At 72.2% G+C, this 21,589-nt stretch carries 15 protein-coding genes, 3 tRNA genes and 1 pseudogene; 8 read left to right on the top strand and 11 right to left on the bottom strand.

Annotated features, from left to right (window positions below; translation table 11 throughout):
* The first annotated feature begins 111 nt into the window (after positions 1-111).
* Positions 112-1,470: a carboxyl transferase domain-containing protein gene (locus tag OG386_RS29075; protein WP_328790553.1), complete on the top strand. Its 1,359-nt coding sequence runs from the start codon at positions 112-114 to the stop codon at positions 1,468-1,470.
* On the opposite strand, the gene OG386_RS29070 is transcribed toward OG386_RS29075, so the two are convergent.
* On the bottom strand, positions 1,467-2,549 hold the full coding sequence (locus OG386_RS29070; protein WP_328790552.1) for an esterase-like activity of phytase family protein: 1,083 nt from the start codon (positions 2,547-2,549) through the stop codon (positions 1,467-1,469). The two genes, OG386_RS29075 and OG386_RS29070, sit on opposite strands and share 4 nt — an antisense overlap.
* A 145-nt stretch (positions 2,550-2,694) precedes the next feature.
* Positions 2,695-3,522, bottom strand: coding sequence for a helix-turn-helix domain-containing protein (locus OG386_RS29065; protein WP_328790551.1), 828 nt, complete (start codon positions 3,520-3,522; stop codon positions 2,695-2,697).
* Positions 3,523-3,570: 48 nt separating this feature from the next.
* On the opposite strand from OG386_RS29065, the gene OG386_RS29060 reads away from it, so the two are divergent.
* Complete coding sequence (locus OG386_RS29060; RefSeq protein ID WP_328790550.1) at positions 3,571-3,933, top strand: cupin domain-containing protein; 363 nt, start codon at positions 3,571-3,573, stop codon at positions 3,931-3,933.
* A 9-nt stretch (positions 3,934-3,942) separates the two neighbouring features.
* Here the strand turns inward: OG386_RS29060 and OG386_RS29055 are convergent.
* A pseudogene (locus tag OG386_RS29055) lies at positions 3,943-5,206 on the bottom strand (MFS transporter).
* A gap of 214 nt (positions 5,207-5,420) precedes the next feature.
* Here OG386_RS29055 and OG386_RS29050 point away from each other — a divergent pair.
* Together OG386_RS29050 and OG386_RS29045 are read left to right on the top strand one after the other, a co-directional pair.
* Positions 5,421-6,578 (top strand): carboxylate-amine ligase, encoded by a 1,158-nt coding sequence (locus OG386_RS29050; protein ID WP_328790549.1) that lies wholly within the window; start codon positions 5,421-5,423, stop codon positions 6,576-6,578.
* A 384-nt stretch (positions 6,579-6,962) separates the two neighbouring features.
* Entirely contained in the window at positions 6,963-7,646 is a 684-nt protein-coding gene (locus OG386_RS29045; protein WP_328790548.1) for a Crp/Fnr family transcriptional regulator, read from the top strand.
* Positions 7,647-7,695: 49 nt separating this feature from the next.
* Here OG386_RS29045 and OG386_RS29040 read toward each other — a convergent pair whose 3' ends face one another.
* From OG386_RS29040 to OG386_RS29005, 8 genes are all read right to left on the bottom strand, one after another.
* Entirely contained in the window at positions 7,696-8,895 is a 1,200-nt protein-coding gene (locus OG386_RS29040) for a hypothetical protein (RefSeq protein ID WP_328790547.1), read from the bottom strand.
* Entirely contained in the window at positions 8,895-10,871 is a 1,977-nt protein-coding gene (locus OG386_RS29035; protein ID WP_328790546.1) for a dynamin family protein, read from the bottom strand. The genes OG386_RS29040 and OG386_RS29035 overlap by 1 nt, the downstream gene beginning before the upstream one ends.
* Entirely contained in the window at positions 10,868-12,715 is a 1,848-nt protein-coding gene (locus OG386_RS29030) for a dynamin family protein (RefSeq protein WP_328790545.1), read from the bottom strand. The genes OG386_RS29035 and OG386_RS29030 overlap by 4 nt, the downstream gene beginning before the upstream one ends.
* A complete protein-coding gene (locus tag OG386_RS29025; RefSeq protein WP_328790544.1) occupies positions 12,712-14,664 on the bottom strand; it encodes a dynamin family protein in 1,953 nt (650 codons plus the stop codon). The genes OG386_RS29030 and OG386_RS29025 overlap by 4 nt, the downstream gene beginning before the upstream one ends.
* A gap of 120 nt (positions 14,665-14,784) precedes the next feature.
* On the bottom strand, positions 14,785-14,925 hold the full coding sequence (locus OG386_RS29020; protein ID WP_328790543.1) for a hypothetical protein: 141 nt from the start codon (positions 14,923-14,925) through the stop codon (positions 14,785-14,787).
* A 412-nt stretch (positions 14,926-15,337) separates the two neighbouring features.
* Positions 15,338-15,411 (bottom strand) — tRNA-Ile (locus OG386_RS29015).
* Positions 15,412-15,601: 190 nt separating this feature from the next.
* Positions 15,602-15,674: transfer RNA gene (locus tag OG386_RS29010), tRNA-Asn, on the bottom strand.
* Between the two features lie 5 nt (positions 15,675-15,679).
* Positions 15,680-15,752, bottom strand: a tRNA-Asn gene (locus OG386_RS29005).
* 145 nt (positions 15,753-15,897) lie between these two features.
* Here OG386_RS29005 and OG386_RS29000 point away from each other — a divergent pair.
* The 4 genes from OG386_RS29000 to OG386_RS28985 all read left to right on the top strand — a co-directional run bounded on the left by OG386_RS29000 (position 15,898) and on the right by OG386_RS28985 (position 21,552).
* Complete coding sequence (locus OG386_RS29000; RefSeq protein ID WP_030012123.1) at positions 15,898-16,200, top strand: hypothetical protein; 303 nt, start codon at positions 15,898-15,900, stop codon at positions 16,198-16,200.
* 97 nt (positions 16,201-16,297) lie between these two features.
* Positions 16,298-17,758 (top strand): FGGY family carbohydrate kinase, encoded by a 1,461-nt coding sequence (locus tag OG386_RS28995; RefSeq protein ID WP_328790542.1) that lies wholly within the window; start codon positions 16,298-16,300, stop codon positions 17,756-17,758.
* 141 nt (positions 17,759-17,899) lie between these two features.
* Positions 17,900-19,633, top strand: coding sequence for an ABC transporter ATP-binding protein (locus tag OG386_RS28990; RefSeq protein ID WP_328790541.1), 1,734 nt, complete (start codon positions 17,900-17,902; stop codon positions 19,631-19,633).
* Positions 19,630-21,552 carry an ABC transporter ATP-binding protein gene (locus tag OG386_RS28985; RefSeq protein WP_328790540.1) on the top strand — a complete coding sequence of 641 codons (1,923 nt, stop codon included), beginning with the start codon at positions 19,630-19,632 and terminating at the stop codon, positions 21,550-21,552. Before OG386_RS28990 ends, OG386_RS28985 begins: the two co-directional genes overlap by 4 nt.
* Positions 21,553-21,589: the final 37 nt, after the last annotated feature.

Raw genomic sequence — 21,589 nt, 5'->3', positions numbered from 1 at the left:
GGCTCACCGCCGATCCGGGCGCCACGGCACCACCCCGTCCAAGTACTGTCGCCCGTAGACGACTTCGATGACCGTCGACCGTCGACCTACGACCCGACCTGGGGTGAACCCGTGACGACCCGTCTCTCGGCCCGCGCGGCCATCGCCTCCGTGACCGACCCCGGCAGCTTCACCGAACTCCCGCCGCCCCGCCGGGAGTCGCCCGCCGACGGCCCCCTGCAGTGGACCGGCTACGACGACTCCCGCGCCCGCGCCGCCGAGCGCACCGGCGAACAGGAGTCCGTGGTCACCGGCACCGCCCGGATCGGCGGCCGCGAAGCCACCGTCGTCTCCTTCGAGTTCGGCTTCCTCGGCGGCTCGCTGGGGCAGCGCACCGGGGACCGGCTCGAAGCCGCGTACGCCCACGCCCGCGAGCACCGGCTCCCCCTCGTCTCGCTCATCGCCACCGGCGGCTCCCGGATGCAGGAGGGCATGCTCGCCCTCACCCAGCTCCAGCGCGTGGCCCGCCAGTGCGTCCTGACCCGGGCCGCGGGGCTCCCGCAGCTCGCCGTCCTGCGCGATCCGACCACGGGCGGCGGCTGGGCCACCCTGGGGGCCGGGGCCGATGTGGTCCTCGCGCTCCCCGGAGCCCAGGTCGGCTTCGCCGGGTCCCGGGTGCGTCCGGCGGACGCGGATCCGGCGGCCTACGGCGCCGAAGGGCAGTACGCCGCCGGCCACGTGGACGCCGTGGTGCCCGCCGCCGAGCTGCCGGGAACCCTCGCCGACTGGCTCCGCGTACTGACCGCGCCCCGCCCCGCGGGGCCGGTCGAGCCGCCGGCCGCGCTGGCGGACGCAAGCCCGCCGCGGACCGGATGGGACGCCGTCCTACAGGCCCGGCACCCCGACCGGCCGCACGCCGCCGCGTACCTGGACGCGTACTTCGAGCTCCGCCTGTCCCTGTCCGGGGACCGGGCGGGCGGCACAGACCCCGGCATGCTGTGCGGATTCGGGCTGCGCGAGGGCCGGGCCGTCGCCTACGCCGCCCAGTGCGGCACCGCCACCCGCCCGGCGGGCTACCGTACGGCCGCCCGTGTCATCCGCCTCGCGGACCGGCTCGGCGTCCCGGTGCTCACCCTGGTGGACACCCCGGGCGCGGCCAACGACGCCGCCGCCGAACACGCGGGCGCGGGCGCGGCCATCGCGGACACCTTCGCGGCGGTGGCCGCGGCCACCGTCCCCGTGACCACCCTGCTGATCGGCGAGGGCGGCTCGGGCGGCGCCCTCGCGCTGGCCGCGCCGGGAAACACCTGGGTCACCCCGGACAGCTACTTCTCGGTGATCGCCCCGGAACTGGCGGCGGCCATCCTCAAGCGACCCCCGACGGCCGCGCCCGCCACGGCGGACCAACTCCGCGTCCGCCCCCAGGACCTGGTCGCCCTGGGGGTCGCCCGCGGCATCGTCGGCCCGGCCGACCGGGCCCGGGCCGTCTAACGCCGCCCGTCCCGGCGCTGCGACAGCCGGACGTCCACCCGGTACAGCCGCGTCACCTGCTGGGCGAGCTCGTTGTCGTCGCTGGCCAGCAGCAGCCGTACGCGCCCGGTCCCGTCGTGGTCCGTGACCACCATGCCTTCGACGTTGTCCACGAGCGGGTGGTTCTGCGGAAGCTTCGACGGCGCCCCCAGCGTCGGGCAGTCGTCGAAGTCGCCGATCGCCGTCTTGCGCGCGGCCCGCAGGCCCGCGCCCTCCGTCAGCACCTCCACCCCGGAGGTGTCCGTGGCGCCCAGGGGATCGGCAACGTACAGCCGTACGGTGATCGCGAACTCCCGGGTGAAGCCCCGCTCCAGCACGATCAGCCGGCCGTCTCGCGTCGGCGCGAGCTCCACCAGCCCGTGCCCGGGATCCACCGGGTAGGCGTACTGCCGGCCGAGGACGAACTCGCCGGTCCCGCGCCGCTCCCAGGTCTGGATCCGCTGCAGTGTCCGGCCCTGCGCGTCCTTGCCGTCACCGGCCAGCGCCCCCTCGACGCCCGCCACCAGGGTGCGTCCGCCGGGCAGCAGGGTCAGCGACTCGAAGGTCTGGTTCGCGGTCGCCCGCCCCTGCGGCGCGAGCCGGAAGGCGTCCGGGACCGGCAGCGTGCCCAGCACCTCACCGGTCCGGCCGTAGCGCCGGATCGCGGGCGCGAACTCGTCCGTGACCAGGTACGAGCCGTCCCGGTCGACGACTATCCCCTCGGAGTCCAGCGGCTGCCCGGCGCCGTCCGTCAGCGGCAGCCGCTGGGTGGCCGTGGCCTTCGGGGTGTCCCCGCGCCCCACCTTCAGCGAGTACAGCGCCGACTTGTCGGAGACGGCGGCGATCGTGCCGTCCCGGTCGACGGCGAGACCGGAGATGCCACCGACCGGGCGCCCGTCGATCGTGGTCTTGTCGAGCGCGTCGGAGAAGCCCGCGACGGACAGGTAGGGCGAGCAGGACCGGTTCCCCTTCGGGGCCCCGGCCGCCACGGCGGGCGGGGCGAGCGTTCCGGCGAGTGCGGCGGTGGCTGCCGCGGCGGCGGCGAGCGTACGAAGGCGCATGACGGCCTTCCTCCTGGTTCAGCAGGTGGGGGTGGTGCGGGTGCGGGCTGTGCGGAACCACGCGGACTGCCGAACTGTCATATGTCGAATCGAAAGAAAGCGGAAGGCCTTGAAACAGGAAGGCAACGAACCGGCCGACTTCCCTTCACGACCGGCCGGAACGAGCGAACCTCGCCGGACTGATCCCGACGTGCCGCCCGAAGTGCCGGGTCAGGTGCGCCTGGTCGTAGAACCCCGCCGCCACCGCCGCCTCGGCCGGCCGCACCCCCGCGAGCAGCAGCCGCCGCGCCAGCGCCACCCGCCGCGCGGTCAGGTACGCGTGCGGCGGCAGCCCGTACGCCGCCTTGAAGCTCCGGATCAGGTGCGTGGTGTGCAGGTGCCCGAGCTCGACCGAGGCCTCCTCCAGGGTGATCCCCTCGGCCACCCGCGCGTCGAGCAGCTCGCGCAACCGTACGGCGACCCGCGCGCCCGACCCCGGACCCGGACCCGGCTCCGGCCCTTCGGCCGCGCGCCCCGCCAGCCGACGGTGCAGCCGCTCCCGTACGAAGGCCAGGCGCGACTGTGCCTCGAAGGGGTCCCGTTCCGCGAGCGCCAGGTGCAGCCCGTGCACGCGCTCGCGGAGCACGGGGTCGGCCAGCAGCGGGGCGTCGACGGCGGCCCCCGTCAGCCGCTCCGGGAGCACCGAGGTGTCCAGGTACAGCACGCGCTTGCGGAAACCGGCCTCGGTCACGGTCCGCCCGTCGTGGCTCACCCCGGGCGGCAGCAGGACCACCGCCTGCGACACCCCGAGGCCGTGCCGTTCCCCGTCGAGGGCGAAGTCCACCCGTCCGCCGTCGAGGATCATCAGCGCCCAGGTGTCGTGCACGTGCGCCGGGTACGCGTGCTCGGTGAAGCGGGCGTGGAAGACCTCGGCGATGCCGGGCACCGCCGGCTGCCAGGCGGACACGGTGCTGGGCGGACGTATCGCAGCCATGTCAGGAACGTACAAGACCGCCCGCGGGCGGGCCGACAGGCTGTCCGCATGACGACACACAAGGTCAACATCGCCGAGAAGCTGGCCGGTTTCACCGAGCAGTGGGCCCCGCGGCGCATCGCCCGCATCAACGACTACGAGGTCAAGGCCGCCCGGCTCCAGGGGGAATTCGTCTGGCACGCCCACGAGGACACCGACGAGCTCTTCCTGGTGGTCGAGGGCACCCTGACGATCCGCCTGCGCGACGGGGACGTGGTCCTGGGCCCCGGCGAGCTGTACGTGGTCCCGCGCGGGGTCGAACACTGCCCGGCAGCGGAGGAGGAGGCACAGATCCTGCTCTTCGAACCGACCGGCACCGTCAACACCGGTTCCGAGGGCGGCGACCGCACCCGGGAGCCGGTGGACGCGTAGGGGCGTGCGTCAGGCCTGGGGGGACCGGGCGTCGTACCGGGCGAAGTTGCGCCACCGCAGCGCGAGCAGACCCAGCACCAGTACGCAGACCAACCCGCCGCCCGTGACGGCCACGGCCGGGGAGATCAGGTCGGCGGCGGTCCCGGCGAGGAAGTCGCCGAGCCGGGGCCCGCCCGCGACGACGATGATGAAGACGCCCTGCAAGCGGCCCCGCATGTCGTCGGGGGGTGGCGGCCTGGAGCATGGTCGTGCGGAACACCATCGAGGCGGTGTCCGCGTACCCGGCCAGGGCCAGGAAGAACATGCCGAGCCACAGGTTCCGGGTGAGCCCGAACGCCGCGACGGCCAGCCCCCAACCGGCGACGGCCAGCAGGATCGCCAGCCCGTGCCGGCGGATGCGACCCTGCCAGCCGGAGAACAGCCCGCCGAGCAGCGCCCCGGCGGCCAGCGCGGCGACCAGCAGGCCGACCGTACCGGGGCCGCCGCCGTACCAGAGCACGGCGATGGCCGGGAACAGCGCCTTGGGCTGGGCGAGCACCATGGCGGCCAGGTCGGAGAAGAAGGTCATCCGGATGTTCGGCCGGGTGCCGAGGAAGCGCAGTCCGTCGAGCACGGAGGCCCTTCCCCGGGCGCCCTCGGCCCGGTCGGGCTTCATCGGCGGCAGCTTCCACATCGCGTAGAGCGCGGCGCCGAAGGTGACGACGTCGATCAGATAGGCCGTCCCGTAGCCCGCGACGGTGACGATGACCCCGCCGAGAGCCGGGCCGACCATCGAACCGAAGGTCATCGTCATCGAGTTCAGGGCGTTGGCGGCGGGCAGCTGCTCGACCGGGAGCAGCCTCGGGATCATGGCGGACCGCGCCGGTCCGGTGAGCGCCCCGCAGACCGACTGGAGCGCGACGACGGCGTACAGGAACCAGACGCGGTGGAAGTCGAGCAGCGCGGCGGCGGCGAGCACGACCGACAGGACGGCGGCGCCCATCGAGCTGTAGAGGCCGAGCTTGCGCCGGTCCACGGTGTCGGCGATCGCACCGCCGTAGAGGCCGAAGACGACGAGCGGGACGAGCGAGAAGAGACCGACGAGCCCGACGGAGAAGCTGGACCGGGTGATGTCGTAGACCTGGAGCGAGATCGCGAGGGTGGTCATCGCCTGACCGACCCACGAGATGGTCCCGCCGAACCACAGCCGCCGGTAGTCCGCGGATGCGCTCAGCGGGGTGAGGTCGGCGAATATGCGCTGCCAGAGCTGAGGTGGGGCGGTCGTCGGGGTCACAGCGGATGATAACCACCGGCCGTCCGCCGCCCTCCTGGAATTTCGGCCCCTTCACACACCGGCAACAGTCGCCACACCCTGCTCCGGACTCCCGGACCGGGCGGCGCATTACCGGTAACTCGCCACTATCACCGGACATTTGACCGAATCGACGTGCGCTCCTCACCTCGGGTTCAGCTCATGATGAAAAGACTCGTATGTCCAGGGAGGCGTAGTGATCGAACCTGGCAACAGCACCACGAGCACCGGCACGACGCAGAACGCGGTGCACCCCACCGTCCCCCTCACCCTCGGCGTCGAGGAGGAGTTCCTGCTCGTCGACGCCCACAGCTTGCGGGTGGTTCCCGCCGCCCCGCTGGTCCTGGCGACGGCCGGCGGGCTGCCCGGCGAACTCCACCCCGAGGGCACCCGCTACCAGGTGGAGATATCGACCCCGATAGCCCACTCGGCGGCCTCGCTGCGCGCCGAGCTCGCCACCCTGCGGCGCACCGTCGGCCGGGCCGCCCGCGCCCACGGCTGCCGGCTGCTGGCCGCCCCCTCACCGGTCGTCGCCCTGGAGGGGCCGCTGCACCTGACCGACGACGAGCCGCGCCAGCGCGAGCAGCACCGCCGCTTCGGCGCGCTCACCGACACGCTGGTCAGCTGCGGCCGCCACGTCCACATCGGCACGCTCGACGTGGACACGGCGGTGGCCGTGTCCAACCGGATCAGACCCTGGCTGCCCACGCTGATCGCGCTGGCCGCCAACTCGCCGTTCTGGGGCGGCCGTGACACCGGTCACGCCAGCTGGCGGGCGATGGCCTGGTCCGGCTGGCCCTCGGCGGGCCTGCCCCCGCACTTCACGTCCACGGCGCACTTCCGACGCTCGGTGCAGACCCTGCTCGGCTCCGGGGCGGCCCTGGACACCAAGATGGTCTACTGGGACCTGCGCCCCTCCGGACACTGGCCGACGCTCGAGATCCGGGCGCCCGACATGTCACCGGACATCGACTCGGCCGTCCTGCAGGCCGAACTGGCCCGCGCGCTGGTCTCCACGGCACTGCGCGAGATCGCGGAGCGCCGGCCCGAACCGGCCGTGCGCGACGACGTACTGCGCCTCGCGCGCTGGCGGGCGGCCCACGACGGACTGGAGGGCTTCGGCCTCGACCCGTACACGGGGACGGAACTCCCCGCGGCGGACCTCGCGGAGGCCCTGCTGGACCTGGTCGCCCCGGAACTGGCCGCCGCCGGCGACCTCGACCACGCCGCCAAGACCCTGGCGGGCCTCCTGCGCGACGGCTCGGGCGCCCACCGCCAGCGGGTGGTGTTCGCCCGCCGGCAGGACCTGACGGACGTACTGCGCCACCTCACGGACGAGACGGAGGACTTCTGACCCACCCGGCTCCGGCTCCCGTACCCCCGGCACCCCTCGGCCGGGGGTACGGGTCCGCGGACCCGCGGGGTCAAGAGCCGTACCGCGGCACGTCCGGAACCGCGAGCGCCACCCGCTCCCGACCGAGTGCAACGGCGAAAACACCGAACGCAACAACAAAACAGTCATTCTCATGGCCCGAACCATCGGGTCGGCACACAATGGGCCAGCAGGAGGCATCTCCACCGAAAACGAACAGTGATTCGAGGGGTCCCGTACATGACGTTACCTATGGGGGGCGGCGGATCCGCTCAACGGCCGGGGCACGGTCACTGGCCAGCGGCGAGTCTTCTCGGCCGACTCTCCGAGGAACCCCGCGAACAGCTGGTCCGGCTCGGGCGAGAGGTGCGTTTCGAGCGGGGCGAACGATTACTGCGGGAGGGCGAGTACGGCTCGTACGTGTTCCTCCTCCTCAGCGGCTGGTACAAGGTGCTGGCCCGAACACAGGATGATCGCGAGGGGCTGTTGGCGGTCCGGGCCGGTGGGGACCTCGTCGGCGAACTGGCCTGTTTCGATGCCCAGCCCCGGGTCGCCACGGTCGTGGCCGCCGGTACGGGCAGCGCGAAACTGATAGCCCGGCAGCCGTTCCTGGACCTCCTCGCGACGTACGAGGAGGCGGCGCAGGCCGTGATGTGCACGGTGGCCGGGAAGCTGCGCTGGGCGACGCGGCGACGGCAGGACTTCGGCGGTTGCCCGGTGGGGACACGGGTGGCCCGGGTCCTGCTCGAGTTGGCCCGGGCGTACGGGCACCCCTGCGCGACCGGTGTCTCGATCGGGGTTTCGCTCACGCAGCCCGAGTTGGCGGAGCTGGTCGGCGCCTCCGAACCGAGCGTGCACCGGGAACTGCGTTCCCTGCGCGAGCGGGGCGTCGTCGAGACCGGCTACCGCCGGGTCCTGGTCAGGGACCTTTCGGTACTCACGATCGTCGCCGACGGGGACGCTCCGCAACGGAACGTCCCCGCGGGCATCAGCCACGGCGTCGCCGCGGCGGCCGTCACACCCACCCGCCCGACGGCCCGGCCGGTGTAGAGGTACTTCAGCCCAACTCTCGGCCAGCCGACTCGAGTTCGGCCGACGGTCAGTGGCCGCCGTGGTGGAAGTGGTGACCCATGTCGTGGTGACCGGGGTCGTGGTGGCCCGGATCGCCGTGATGCCCGTCCTGGTGGTACGGATCTTGGTGATGCGGATCAGCGTGGTGCGGGTCGGTGTGGTGCCCGTCCTGGTGGTGCCCGTCCTGGTGGTGCGGGTCGGTGTGGTGCGGGTCGGTGTGGTGCCCGTCCTGGTGGTGCGGATCGGTGTGATGGGGATCGTGGTGGTGCGGATCTCCGTGATGCGCGGGGGCGTGGTGCGGGCCCTGGGGCCGGGGGGCTCCGGCGTGGCCGCTCGCGTGATGCCCGCTCCCGTGGTGGGCGCCCGACCGGTGCCGCCCCGGGTGGTGGCCGTCGGCCCGACCGTCATCGCGCACGTCCGTGCCGTCCGTGCCGTGCGTGCCGTCCGTGTCGTCGAAGTCCTGGTCCCCGCCCCCGTACGAGACGCCGGTGCCGGAGCCCCCCAGCACCCACTCCCGCAGCGCCGGACCGTGCGAGAACACCGTGGCCGCCAGGTGGGCGGCGCCCAACGCCGGGACGACGAACTCGCGCATCGCCGTACGGGCCGGCGAATGCCCCCAGATCACCGGCTCGGGCCGGGGGTCCCGAACGGGAGCCGAGGGCGGCACGTGGAGCCAGGCGCCGCTGGCGAATTCCTTCTTCTCGACGGCCACCTCGATCCGGCGGAACTCGGCGGCCAGCCCCCGCCCGTCGGGCAGGATCACGTCCCGGTACATGTCGTCCGGCACGGCCAGCGCCAGGTCGCTCCCCTCTTCGTCCTCGAGGGCGCCGCGCAGTCCGTCGGAATCGACCAGCCGGTTGACCAGGACGACGGAGTCGCCCAGGTACCCGCGGTCGGCCCGGGAGACCGATCCCATCGCGAGGGCGGCCCGCATCCGCATCCGACCGAAGGCGCCGGGCGTGCGGTTCGCTTGGTAGAGGCCGTCGCGCAGGCCGAGGACCAGCGCCGGCACCACGCGTACGGCATCGATCCTGGCGGGGAAGAGGACGAGTTGGCCGTCTCCCTGCACCTGCTGCTGGGCGCGGACGCGCAGCACCCGGGACCGGCGCAGCGCGTGCTCGACCACGAGCCGGAGCCGGTGCTGCGCGTCCTCCTGCGCGCGATAGCCGTGACGGCTGTACTGGCGCAGGTCGACGGCCAGGCACAGCCGCCTGCGGTACCGGGCCATCACATCCTCGTCAACTCGGCGACGAGGTCACCGGTCTCTTCGTCAACCTGGCTCAGGAGTTCGTCCAGCCGGCTCAGTTCGGTGCGGCGCTGTTCGACCGCCTCCTCGCCCTGGTCCAGGGCCGCCCGGGCGGAGGCCACGCTGCGGGTGAGTTCCTCGATCCGGGCGGACATGCCCTCGCTGACCTGCCTCTCCAAGGGCTCCATGGTGTACACGGCGAAGGCCCGTGCGGCCTCCCGCGCCTGCGTGGGTGCCGCAATCCGCAGCTGGGTGGCCATCTCGCGGCCGATCTCCTCCCGCATCTTCTTCTCCACGCGGTCACCGGCGAAGTTGACCTGGAAGAGGCCTTGCGCGATCCAGGCCGCAACCAACGTCGGCGCCCCGAACGGGGTGCACAACCAGGCCAGGGTGACGGCGAGAGTGGGCAGGATCGTACGCAGCGCCTCCTTCGCCCCGAACTGCGACCCGACCAGGACGCCCGCCGGCCCGCCGATCGCCCACCCGCCCACGCCCGCCAGGAACCGGGTCAGGGGTTGGGCTTCCCGGTCTCCCCCGACGGCCGCGCCGGACGCCCCGTGCAGGTCGACCCGGAGCTTGTCCAGTGACTCGTCGAAAGCGACGAGTTCGGCGTTCATCCGCTCGGCGAGCCGCCCCATGTCCTGCTCGATCACGGGTTTCAGCGACCCGGTCACCCAGAGGGCGACCTTCTCCTCCATGGCCTTCGCCGTGCCGCTGGCGATCTCGTCCGCCACCTGCCGGGCGCGCTCCTTGGCCTTCAGGGGGTTCATGCCGAGCTTGGTCGTGATGTCGACGCTCTGTGCGACGGGGAGCGCCTCGTCGGCGATGCCCGTGAGGAAGCCCCCGAGCAGGGTCTCCACCCGGTCCTGCAGCTCACGGGTCTGGTTGTGGATGTCCAGGGAGATCTGGTGGGCCTGCGCCTCCAGCTCCTTGAGGGGCTGCTGGGCAGCGGTCCAGCGCTGCTCGAGGTCAGCGTTCTCCGACTCGAGCATCTTCACCTCGGAGGGGATGTTGCGGCGCAGTTCCTGGGCGACCCCGCGCAGGGAGCGGGCCGGGGAGAGCAGTTTGACCTTGTGGCGCTCGGTCACAAGGTAGCGCTCCAGCTGCCTCTCCACCGCGTCCACGCCGGTGCCGCGGAACGCCTCGTCGTCCTCGGCGATGCGGGCGCGCAGCGCCGACTTGCCGTCGACGAAGAAGAACCGGCCCTCGTCCCTGTCCTCGCCCCGCAGCGTGGTGATGCGTCGCCGGGCCGAGTGGACGACGTCGTCGCGCTCGTGATCGTCGATGGCGTCGAAGTAGGTGAACACGAAGAACGGGTCGTGCGCGCTCAGGTACGTCTGCAGGAAACCGGACTCGCTGATGCTCATCGGGGCGATCGCGTGCTGCAGGAAGATCACCGCATCCGCCTGGCCGAGGTGCGTGAGGGTGATGTCGTCGTGGGTCGCGTACGCGTTGAGGCCGGGCGAGTCGATCAGTACGACGTTGTGGCGGCACAGCTCCAGCGGCCAGGACACCTGGGCCTTGACGTACGGGCTGCGCTCGGCGCCCGACGCGTTGTTCACCGTGATGAGTTCGACGAGGCGGGCCGGGTCGACCGCCTCGGGCTCGTCCGCGTCCTCGGTCCACAGCAGTGCGGCCGGCGATTCGCCGAACCTGACCTCGGTGATCACGGCGGTGGCGGGGACCGCCTTGACCGGCAGCACCCGGTCTCCCAGCAGGGCGTTGACGAAGGTGGACTTCCCCCGGTTGAAGTCCCCGACCACCATCACGTGGAAGGCTTCGTTCTCGATCCGTTCGAGCAGCGCCGTCACGTCGTTGACGGCGCCGTTGTTGCCGATCTGCTCGGCGGCCTTCTGCGCCCGGCGGCACATGTCGGCCAGCCGCTCCCGCTGTGCATTGGCGGCAGCGTACCCGCCTTCTTCGGTCGTCATGGGCAGGCCGTCCTCTTCTCGGTTCATTCGTGTTCCTTCCCCACCCGTACGCCGCCGGCGAGTGCGGACCGGATGCGGCCGGCCAGCTCCGTCGCGGCGCTCGCCAGGCGCGGCCAGTCCGTACCGGATGCCGATGACGCTTCGGCCGCCGCCCGCCGGGCGTCCGCCCAGGCCCCGTGGGACTCGCGGAGTCGGGCGAACACGTCCGCGTAGACCTCACCGAGTGCGTCGACGGCCCGCCGCTGGAAGGCCCCCGCACTCTCGTCGACCGCCCGCACGAGGACGGCGTCGACCTGGCGGCGCCGCTCCTCAGTGGCGTTCCTAATGTGCGCCTCGGCCAGCAGGCCGCCGACCAGGCTCAGGACGCCGCTGTAGAGCATCGGCGGCGGTCCGGACCGGCCGGAGTCCGCTCGCTGGCCCTGGCGGGCGTAGGCGATCAGGAAACCGAGGATCGAACCGCCCTGGGCACCCAACCGGGTGGCCAAGCGGGTCTTGGACAGGCTGGAGACCTCGCCGGAGACTTCCGGCTCGGCGGACAGCTCCAACGCCCCGGGCAGCGGGCTACGCGCCGCACCCGGCAGCCTGTGCGCCACTTCCCGGTCCAGCCAGTCGGTGTCCGCGGCCATGGCCGGCAGCAGGACCGTGCGCTCCGAGCTCCGGGCCAGCAGCGACAGTTCGTGCCCCAGTCGGACCGGCAGGTCGCGTTCCCACCAGGTGCCCGGGTCGGAGGCGTGCTCCAGGTCCCAGCGCAGCCGTTCGATGATGCCGTCGCGCCCCTTCTGGACGTGTTCCCGCAGACGGGTGCCGAGCTGGAGCTGGCGTGCCGTCAAATCGGTCCGAAGCTGGGCCCACTGCCGGTCTTCGCCCTCCCGCAGCGACTGCGCCAGCTCGGCCCGTTCCGCGGCCTCCTCCTTAGACAGCCGACCCACCGCGTCGGCCTCGGCGGCGATCTGGGCCATCACCTCGCAGTGGTCCGCCACCTGGGCGGCGATCGCCCGGTCACGCCACAGGGCCCGTTCGCCGTCCCGCGCGAACCCCTCCACCAGCGAGCGCAGCGGGGCGAGCTCGGACTCTCCGCCGCCGGGCGCCGGGGCGATCAGCACGGGTAGGCCGGGCAGCCGTGCCTTGAGGACGCGTACGGACTCCTCGCGGTCGTCGACGTCCACCAAGTCCAGCATGGTCACGACGACGGCCACGCAGGGTACGTGTCGGCACAGGACCTCCTCCTCGAGGAGGCGCCGCTCGGTGATGCTCACCGGGGAGAGGGCCGAGACGACGAACAGCACGGCGTCGCTGCCGGCCGCGGTCCGGCGCACCTGCTCGAACTGCTCCTCCGTACCGGAGTTGACCCCGGGCGTGTCCACCAGTTCGGCGTCCAGACCGGCGAGCCAGTCATGGGCCACCGCCACGGTCACGGCAGGCTCCGGGGGCGCGGCGGGAGCGCCCGGCTCCCGTTCCGCCGGGGGCCCGGTCAGCCCGTCCCAGCGGGTGTCGTCGTCGAGCTTGCGCAGTTCACGGCGGCCGTCCGGCCAGCCGAGGGTCAGTCCCTCCTCGTCGGAGGCCCGGATCACCACCGGTGCCCGCGAGGTTGGAAGGGGACCCGTAGGCAGCAGGTCGCGGTCCAGGAGCCGGTTGATCACCGTGGACTTGCCGCGGCTGAACTCGCCCACCACCGCGATCCGGAACGCGGGCCGGCCCCGCCCGGCGGCCAGCAGGTCCAGCGCCTCCCGGATGCGGTCCTGGCCGTGGTCCTCGGCGAGCTGACGGGCCTGCCGCAGCCAGCCGGGGGCGGCGCTGGCGACATCGGCCACGTGGGTGGTGGGTTCGTCCTCCGGCGGGGAGTCCGCCGTGGGTGGGGGCGTACTGGTCACTGGTCACGGCTCCTCGGATTGGGGACGCTCCGGCTGGTGTGCCGGCGCAGGGAAGCGACTTCGTCGCGCCGTCGTCGGGCGGCCGCCGCGGTCTGCTCGGCGTGAGCGATGCCGGCGGCCAGTTCGGCCCGCCGCCCGTCATGGGCCGCGGTGAGCCGGGCGATCTCCTCGCTCCACTCGTCGTCGTACTGCCGCCGGATCGCAGCGACGCTCTCGGTGAGGCTCTCCTCGACGCGCGGCAGGCAGGCGGCGAGGGCGCCGATCTCCTCGTGCGCGGCGGCGATGACCGGACTGACCTGCTGGAGGAACTGCTCCCGGGTCGCATCGGGGCCGCGGCGCCCGATGAGCGCGCCGAGCACGCCACCGACGACGGCGCCGATGCCGGGGACGACCAAACCGCCGGCCAGGGCACCGGCCATCGCCCCGCCGCCGGTACGCCATTTGCCGCTGGTGGTCAGCTGGGTGCCGATCGTGCTGAGCGCCCGGTCGATGCCGGACATGTCCGGGGCGGGCGGCTCCGGCCACACCACGGGTGGCACCGGCGGAGCCGTCCTGGTCTCGCCGGCGAGGTCGACCAGCGCGCTGTACTGGGCCTCGAAGTCACGGGCGAGTTCCGCGGCGGCGGTGGTCAGCACCTCGCCGGCCCGTTTGGCCGCCCTGCGGACGGCTTGCTGGGCATCCTGCCGCAGGTGGTTCCGTACCAGCCGGGACACCTCTTCCGCGGCGCCGGCCAAGTCGTTGATCTTCTCGCCCGCCACCGCGTTGCCGACTTTCACCTCGAGCGTCGTACGGGACTGCGGTGACGCCCGGTTCAGCCCGGGATTCAGCTCGGTCGCGGCCCGGTGCCGCGTGTGCGCGGCCCAGGTGTCGAGGAAGACGGGAAAGTCCGGCAGCGTCAGGGCCGCCAGCTCGCGCTCTCCCCGGCCGAGCGCGGCGCGCCGGGCCTCGGCCGTCTCCTCCACCGCCGACAGCAGTTCCGAGAGCAGCCCGAGCGTCGTGGCGGCGACGGCCGACCGGCGGCTGTCCGCGGCGAGCTGCGCGATCCTCGCCTCCACCTCGAGGAACGACGCGAGATGGCCCGACCCGCCCGCCCCGCCCGCCCCTCGGACGCCGACGGCCTCGACCTCGGCCAACGCCTTGCCCGGGGAGCAGGGCAGCAGCAGTGGATCCGCACAGCCCAGGTCCCGGAGCCGGCGCTCGACCACCGCGACGGCTTCGGACCGCTCGTCTTCGTCGAGGAGGTCGAGCTTGGTGAGGACGAACACGCACCGATCGTGGTGGTCACGCAGCGGACCGGTGAGGAAGTCCACCAGGGTCAGCGACATCGCCGCGACGGCGGGCACCACCACGAGCGCCATGTCCGCCTGTCGCGCCGCGGCCTCGGCCAGCTCCCGGTGTCCCCGCTCGGTCACGTTGAACCCCGGGGTGTCGATCACCGTGACTCCACCGCCCAGCAGCCGGACCGGCGAGAACACCCGCAAACTGGCCACCTCGTCGGCCAGTTCCGTGGTCAGCACCTGCTGGAGCGCCCGCTCGAACGTGTCCGGCCCGGCCTCCCTCCCCCGCCCCGCCCACGTGGCGAACGGCACGGACGGCCACTCCAGCGAGGGGCCGTCCGCAGTCCTCACCATCAGCCCCTGGGCGCCGTCGCGGTACTCCAGCACCGTGGTCGTACGCGTCGTCACGAGGGCGGAGGAGGGCAGCAACCGGCGCCGCAGGAAGGCGTTGAGCAGCGTGCTCTTACCACTGGACGCCTCACCGAAGACGGCCACCCGCAACCGCGGGTCGGCTGCCCGTACCTGGACCGCAAGGAGCCGGGCCCTCAGCTCGTCGGAGCGTTCGGTCGGAAGACCGAGACCGTCGAGCTGCCCCTCGATCCACCGCAGATGCCCGCTGACCACAGATGTCCAGCCCGCTCCGGGACCGTCAACCACCAGCTGTTCCGTCACGGCGTCAGCGTATGAACGACTGGATGGTCAGCTCCTCGTCACATGATGGGATCGGCGGCACCAGTTCCCGGCGCGCCGAATCCAGCCGTGCGACGAGCAGTTGCCGCGCCGGGGCCCCCGTCACGGCCGGTTCGCATGGGCGCGGGAGCACCGACGAGCCGCCGAGCCGCCGGGGGCCGGCGGGGTGAGACCCGCGGCGACGGCCTGGCGGACGGCCCGGATCTCGGCCACGTGGGCGACCGTGCCGTCGGGGTCTGCCATCGGGACCGGCCGGTGTGCCGCTGGAGGAGCTCAGCGCGGCGAGGTGACCCGGTGTGGAGGATGTCGGTCGGCTCCACGGGGATCGGTGCCGCGCCGTGCGGTCGCCCCCTTCCCGCCCGTAGAACGGTCCACGGCGGGTGGATGCCCGTTCGCGCAGCTCCAGCCCCACATCGGCCCCACGAGCGGCCCTGCGTCATTGCCGGCGGCCGTGCCGGGGCCGTTCCCGCCAAGACGGCGCTCCCACGACATGCGACACGGCAGACACGCGCGGGGCCCCGCTGCGGCCCCGCTGTGGCCCCGCAGCGGCTTGGGAACGCGAAAGGCGGCCCCGGAGGGCCGCCAGGATCACCGTAGTGACTCGCTCCGCCAGCGAAGATGCTGGTCAGATCGTTTCTGCACACCTGGTGTGCGGTGGGGCGGGTGGGACTCGAACCCACGGCCGACGGATTATGAGTCCGCTGCTCTAACCGGCTGAGCTACCGCCCCTTCACGGCGTGGCGCGTACACGTGTGCGCGCCGTCTGCCGCAGCATAGCCGCTCATACGATCTCCTGCCTCGGATGCCTCGCATGATCGGCTTCGCCTGCTCAGGGAGACCGCTCTGAGGGCTGTCCGGTTCCCGAACGCGGCGACAAAGAAAAGAAGAGGACCCCTCGGGGTCCTCTTCTTCTTCCTTGCTCCCCCGGCTGGACTCGAACCAGCAACCCTCCGGTTAACAGCCGAATGCTCTGCCAATTGAGCTACAGGGGACCGCGCTCCCCCGACTGGACTCGAACCAGTAACCTGCCGGTTAACAGCCGGCTGCTCTGCCAATTGAGCTACAGGGGATTGCTGCGGTGCATCGAACAGCCCACCTCCGGCGTTGCCGGGGGGCGAGTGCCCGTTGCGAGTCATAGATTAGCGCAAGCAGGGGGGTGCTCCGCCAATCGGTATCGACAGCGGGCCGGGCACCACACGACGAAGGGTGACAGGCATGCGGTACAAGGTCACGTTCGTGGTCGGACTGGCCCTCGGGTACGTGCTCGGAACCCGGGCCGGACGCGAGCGCTACGAGCAGCTGCGCAAGTCCGCGCGGCAGCTCGCGCAGAACCCCGCGGTGCGCAACGCCGCCGAGACCGCGGGTCAGACCGGGCGCGAGTTCGCCGGGAAGGCCTTCACCGCGGTGAGCCAGAAGGTCGGCGACGCCGTCCCGGACTCGCTCTCCGGGCGGGTGCGCGGGCTGCGCGGCCGGGCCGGCGGCGCCGGCGAGGACGACTGGGGCACCAGCAACACCTGAGCACCACGGTTCCGCACGCTGGGGCCCACGGGATCCATGAGGTTCCGGGGGCTCCGGACCGGTCGAGTCCGGCCCCGCGTGCGGCAGAATTCACCGCATGGGGATAGTCGCCGGGCTGGACAGCTCTTCCGCGTTCACACGCATCGTCGTCTGTGACACCGAGACCGGCGCCGTGCTGCGCCAGGGGTACGCACCCCATCCACAGCCCACGGGTGAACCGGACGGCGCGAATCCCCACGAGACCGACCCGCAGGCCTGGCTGCTCTCGCTCGGCGAGGCCGCCGGCGGCGGGCTCCTCGAAGGGGTCCAGGCCATAGGGGTCTCCGCACAGCAGCACGGCCTGCTGCCGCTGGACCCGCAGGGCGCTCTGGTGCGTCCCGCGCTCGTCGGCAACGACAAGCGCGGCCAGGTCGCCGCCGCCGACCTCATCGACGCCTACGGCGGCCGGCACGGCTGGGTCGAGGCGGTGGGCTCGGTGCCGCACTCCGCCCAGCCGGTCGCGAAGCTGGCCTGGCTGGCCCGCAACGAGCCCGAGGCCGCCCGCCGGATCGCCGTGCTCATGTCCCCGCACGACTGGCTCGTCTGGCAGCTGCTGGGCCGCCCGGCCCGGCGGACCACCGACCGCGGCGGCGCCTCCGGTACCGGGTACTGGTCTGCGGCCACCGGGACCTGGCGCCCCGACCTGGTCGAGCTGGCGCTCGGGCACCGGGCCCTGCTGCCCGAGGTGCTCGGCCCCGCCGATGCCGCCGGGACCACGCCCGAGGGGCTGCTGATCTCCGCCGGCACCGGCGAGACGATGGCCGCCGCGCTCGGGCTGGGGCTGGGCCCCGGCGACGCGGTGGTCTCCCTCGGCGCCTCCGGTTCGGTGATGGCGGTGCACCACGAGGCGGTGTCGGAGCCGGGCGGGCTGGTCACCTCGCTGGCCGACGCCAGCGGCATGCACCTGCCCGTGGTGAACACCTCCAATGCCGTACGGGCGCTGCGCGGCACCGCCGAACTGCTCGGCACCGATCTGGAGGGACTGTCCGAGCTCGCGCTGAAGTCGACGCCGGGCGCGCACGGCCTCGTACTCCTGCCGTACCTGGAGGGTGAGCGGACCCCGAACCTGCCGCACGCCGCCGGCACCCTGTCCGGGCTGCGCCGGGACTCGATGAAGCCGGAGCACCTGGCCCGGGCCGCCTTCGAGGGCATGCTGTGCGGGCTGGTGGACGCACTGGACGTGCTGCGCTCGCGCGGGGTCGAGATCCGCCGGGTGTTCCTGCTGGGTGCAACGGCCGAGCTGCCCGCCGTGCAGGCCGCGGCCCCCGGACTGTTCGGTACGCAGGTCGTCGTACCGGCGCCGGCCGACTACGCGGCGCTGGGCGCGGCGCGCCAGGCGGCCTGGGCGCTCGGTGTGGCGCAGGGCACCCTGGCCCCGCACACCCCGCCGGTCTGGCCGGCCCCCGCGGCCCAGGTCTTCGAACCGGGCGAGGAGTTCCCGGCGTGGCAGGGGGTGCGCCAGCAGTACATCGCGACGCGGGAGCAGATCCACCCCGGGGCGTTCCCCGGGGCGTTCTAGCGGCGTCCTAGAGGTGTCCTAGTACGCGGGTCGGGGCGGGCCGGTCCTTTTGACCGGCCTTTGCGAAATCCGGTGGGGATCACAGGGCCGGTTGGCCCAAGATGGGTTGAACCCCTCGATCTTGCCGACCGGAGCCTGCGCGTGCTCATACGACTTCTGCGGACCCATCTGGGTACGTACCGGAAACCCATCGCGGTGCTGGTCCTGCTGCAACTGCTGCAGACCAGCGCCAGCCTCTACCTGCCCACACTCAACGCCGACATCATCGACAACGGTGTCGTCAACGGTGACACCGGCTACATCCTGCGCTTCGGCGCACTGATGCTCGGTGTCTCCCTCGTCCAGCTCGTCTGCAACGTCGGAGCCGTCTACTACGGCGCCCGTACGGCCGCGGCCTTCGGCCGGGACGTCCGCACCGCGGTCTTCGACCGCGTGCAGAGCTTCTCGGCACGGGAGCTGGGCCAGTTCGGCGCCCCGTCGCTGATCACCCGTACGACGAACGACGTCCAGCAGGTCCAGATGCTGGTGCTGATGACCTTCACCCTGATGGTCTCGGCCCCGATCATGTGCGTCGGCGGCATCGCCATGGCGCTCTCGCTCGACGTGAAGCTGTCGGGCGTCCTGCTCGCCGTCGTCCCGGTGCTCGGGATCTCGGTCGGCGCGATCGTCTTCAAGACGCGGCCGCTGTTCCGCCAGATGCAGGTGCGCCTGGACACCGTGAACCGGGTCCTGCGCGAGCAGATCACCGGCAACCGGGTGATCCGCGCCTTCGTCCGCGACGACTACGAGAAGGACCGCTTCCGCGAGGCCAACGCCGACCTGACCGGCGTCTCGCTGTCCGCCGGCAAGCTCCTGGCCTACATGTTCCCCACGGTCATCGTGGTCGTGAACATCTCCAGCGTCGCCGTCATCTGGTTCGGTGCGATGCGCGTCGACAGCGGCGGCATGGAGATCGGCCAGCTGACGGCCTTCCTCGCCTACCTGATGCAGATCGTCATGGCCGTGATGATGGCCACCTTCATGTTCATGATGGTGCCGCGCGCCGAGGTCTGCGGGGAGCGCATCCAGGAGGTCCTGGACACCGAGTCCAGCGTGGTCCCGCCCAAGGACCCGGTGCGCGAACTCGCCCGCCGCGGCCGCCTGGAGCTGCGCGGCGCCGACTTCCGCTACCCGGGCGCCGAGGCCCCGGTCCTGCGCGGCGTGGACCTGGTGGCCCGCCCCGGCGAGACCACGGCGGTCATCGGCTCCACCGGAAGCGGCAAGTCCACACTGCTGGGCCTGGTCCCGCGCCTGTTCGACGCGACCGGCGGCAAGGTCCTCGTCGACGGGGAGGACGTCCGCGTGCTCGACCCGGACCTGCTGGCCAAGACGGTCGGCATGGTGCCGCAGAAGCCGTACCTGTTCTCCGGGACCATCGCCTCCAACCTGCGCTACGGGCGACCGGACGCGAGCGACGAAGAGCTCTGGCAGGCGCTGGAGGTGGCCCAGGCCAAGGAGTTCGTCTCCGCGCTGGAGGGTGGCCTGGAGGCCCCCGTCAGTCAGGGCGGAACCAATGTCTCCGGCGGCCAGCGCCAGCGTCTGGCCATCGCCCGCACGCTCGTGCAGCGCCCGGAGATCTACCTCTTCGACGACTCCTTCTCGGCCCTGGACTACGCGACGGACGCGGCGCTGCGCGCGGCGCTCGCCCGCGAGACCGAAGACGCGACCGTGGTCATCGTCGCCCAGCGGGTCTCCACGATCCGCGACGCCGACCGGATCATCGTCCTGGACGAGGGACAGGTCGTGGGCGAGGGACGCCACCACGAGCTGATGGCCGGCAACGAGACCTACCGGGAGATCGTGCTCTCCCAGCTGACGGAGGCGGAGGCCGCATGAGCGGGCCCGGAGGACGGATGATGATGGGGCCGGCCCAGCGGTCCATGGACTTCAAGGGTTCGGGCAAGCGGCTGCTGCGCCAGCTCGCGTACGACCGGGCCAAGATCTGGGGCATGGTCGCGGCCGTCGTCGGCAGCGTCGGCTGCGCGGTGGTGGGTCCGAAGATCCTCGGTGAGGCCACCGACCTGGTGTTCGCGGGGATCGTCGGCCGGGAGATGCCGGCCGGGGCCACCAAGCAGCAGGCGTTGGAGGGGCTGCGCGCCCGGGGCCAGGACGGCATGGCGGACATGCTCGCCGGTACCGACTTCACCCCGGGGCAGGGCATCGACTTCGGCGCCGTCGGGGTCGTCGCGATCTGGGCGCTGGTGGTCTTCACCCTGGCCGGCCTGCTGATGCTGGTCGCGACGCGGCTGTCGAACCACGTCATGAACGGCACCGTCTACCGGATGCGCGAGGAGCTCCAGGCGAAGCTGTCGCGGCTGCCGCTGTCGTACTTCGACCAGCAGAAGCGCGGCGAGGTGCTGAGCCGGGCCACGAACGACATAGACAACATCGGCCAGACGCTCCAGCAGACGATGGGCCAGTTGCTGAACTCGCTGCTGACCATCGTCGGCGTGCTGGTGATGATGTTCTGGATCTCGCCGCTGCTGGCGCTGGTCGCGCTGGTGACCGTACCGCTGTCGGTCTTCGTCGCCGCGAAGATCGGCAAGAAGTCGCAGCCGCAGTTCGTGGCGCAGTGGAAGGCGACCGGCGCGCTCAACGCCCACATCGAGGAGATGTACTCGGGCCACAGCCTGGTCAAGGTCTTCGGCCGGCAGAGGGAGTCCGCGGCCGTCTTCGCCGAGCAGAACGAGGCGCTGTACCGGTCCTCCTTCAAGTCGCAGCTGGTCAGCGGCATCATGCAGCCGGTGATGTTCTTCATCTCGAACATCAACTACGTGCTGATAGCCGTCGTCGGCGGGCTCCGGGTCGCCTCCGGCACCCTGTCGATCGGTGACGTGCAGGCCTTCATCCAGTACTCGCGGCAGTTCTCGATGCCGCTGACGCAGGTCGCCTCGATGGCGAACCTCGTGCAGTCCGGCGTCGCCTCGGCGGAGCGGGTGTACGAGCTGCTGGACGCGCCGGAGCAGGAGCCGGACGCGGTGGTGCCGGAGCGTCCGGAGGAGCTGCGCGGTCAGGTCACCTTCGACAAGGTGGCCTTCCGCTACGAGCCGGACAAGCCGCTGATCGAGAACCTCTCGCTCACGGTCGAGCCGGGCCACACGGTCGCGATCGTCGGCCCGACCGGCGCCGGCAAGACCACGCTGGTCAATCTGTTGATGCGGTTCTACGAGGTCACGGGCGGGGAGATCGCCCTCGACGGGGTGGACATCGCGAAGATGACCCGCGAGGAACTGCGCGACGGCATCGGCATGGTGCTGCAGGACACCTGGCTGTTCGGCGGCACCATCGCGCAGAACATCGCCTACGGTGCTTCGCGCGAGGTCACGCGCGCCGAGATCGAGGAGGCGGCTCGGGCCGCCCACGCGGACCGGTTCATCCGCACCCTGCCGGACGGCTACGACACCGTGCTGGACGACGAGGGCGCGGGCGTCAGCGCGGGCGAGAAGCAGCTGATCACCATCGCCCGGGCGTTCCTGTCGGAGCCGGTGATCCTGGTGCTCGACGAGGCGACGAGCTCGGTGGACACCCGTACCGAGGTGCTGATCCAGAAGGCGATGGCGCGCCTCGCGCGCGGCCGTACGTCCTTCGTGATCGCGCACCGGCTCTCCACGATCCGCGACGCGGACGTGATCCTGGTGATGGAGAGCGGATCGATCGTGGAGCAGGGCACGCACGAGGAGCTGCTGGCCTCGGGCGGCGCGTACGCGCGGCTGTACGCGGCGCAGTTCGCGCAGGCGGTGGCCGAGGTCGACTAGGCGCCCGCCGGAGCGGGACGGCGTGGAGGGGCACTCG

It is taken from the genome of Streptomyces sp. NBC_00273 (assembly GCF_036178145.1).
Classification (GTDB): domain Bacteria; phylum Actinomycetota; class Actinomycetes; order Streptomycetales; family Streptomycetaceae; genus Streptomyces.
Note: the sequence above shows the minus strand (reverse complement) of the source record. Positions and strands in the feature narration are given on the sequence as shown.

Bases quoted from the DNA above. Each gene is read 5' to 3' on its own strand.
- OG386_RS29070 (WP_328790552.1), bottom strand. From the start codon at position 2,549: ATGCGCCTTCGTACGCTCGCCGCCGCCGCGGCAGCCACCGCCGCACTC.
- OG386_RS29065 (WP_328790551.1), bottom strand. From the start codon at position 3,522: ATGGCTGCGATACGTCCGCCCAGCACCGTGTCCGCCTGGCAGCCGGCG.
- OG386_RS29060 (WP_328790550.1), top strand. From the start codon at position 3,571: ATGACGACACACAAGGTCAACATCGCCGAGAAGCTGGCCGGTTTCACC.
- OG386_RS29040 (WP_328790547.1), bottom strand. From the start codon at position 8,895: ATGGCCCGGTACCGCAGGCGGCTGTGCCTGGCCGTCGACCTGCGCCAG.
- OG386_RS29035 (WP_328790546.1), bottom strand. From the start codon at position 10,871: ATGAACCGAGAAGAGGACGGCCTGCCCATGACGACCGAAGAAGGCGGG.
- OG386_RS29020 (WP_328790543.1), bottom strand. From the start codon at position 14,925: ATGGCAGACCCCGACGGCACGGTCGCCCACGTGGCCGAGATCCGGGCC.
- OG386_RS29000 (WP_030012123.1), top strand. From the start codon at position 15,898: ATGCGGTACAAGGTCACGTTCGTGGTCGGACTGGCCCTCGGGTACGTG.
- OG386_RS28995 (WP_328790542.1), top strand. From the start codon at position 16,298: ATGGGGATAGTCGCCGGGCTGGACAGCTCTTCCGCGTTCACACGCATC.
- OG386_RS28985 (WP_328790540.1), top strand. From the start codon at position 19,630: ATGAGCGGGCCCGGAGGACGGATGATGATGGGGCCGGCCCAGCGGTCC.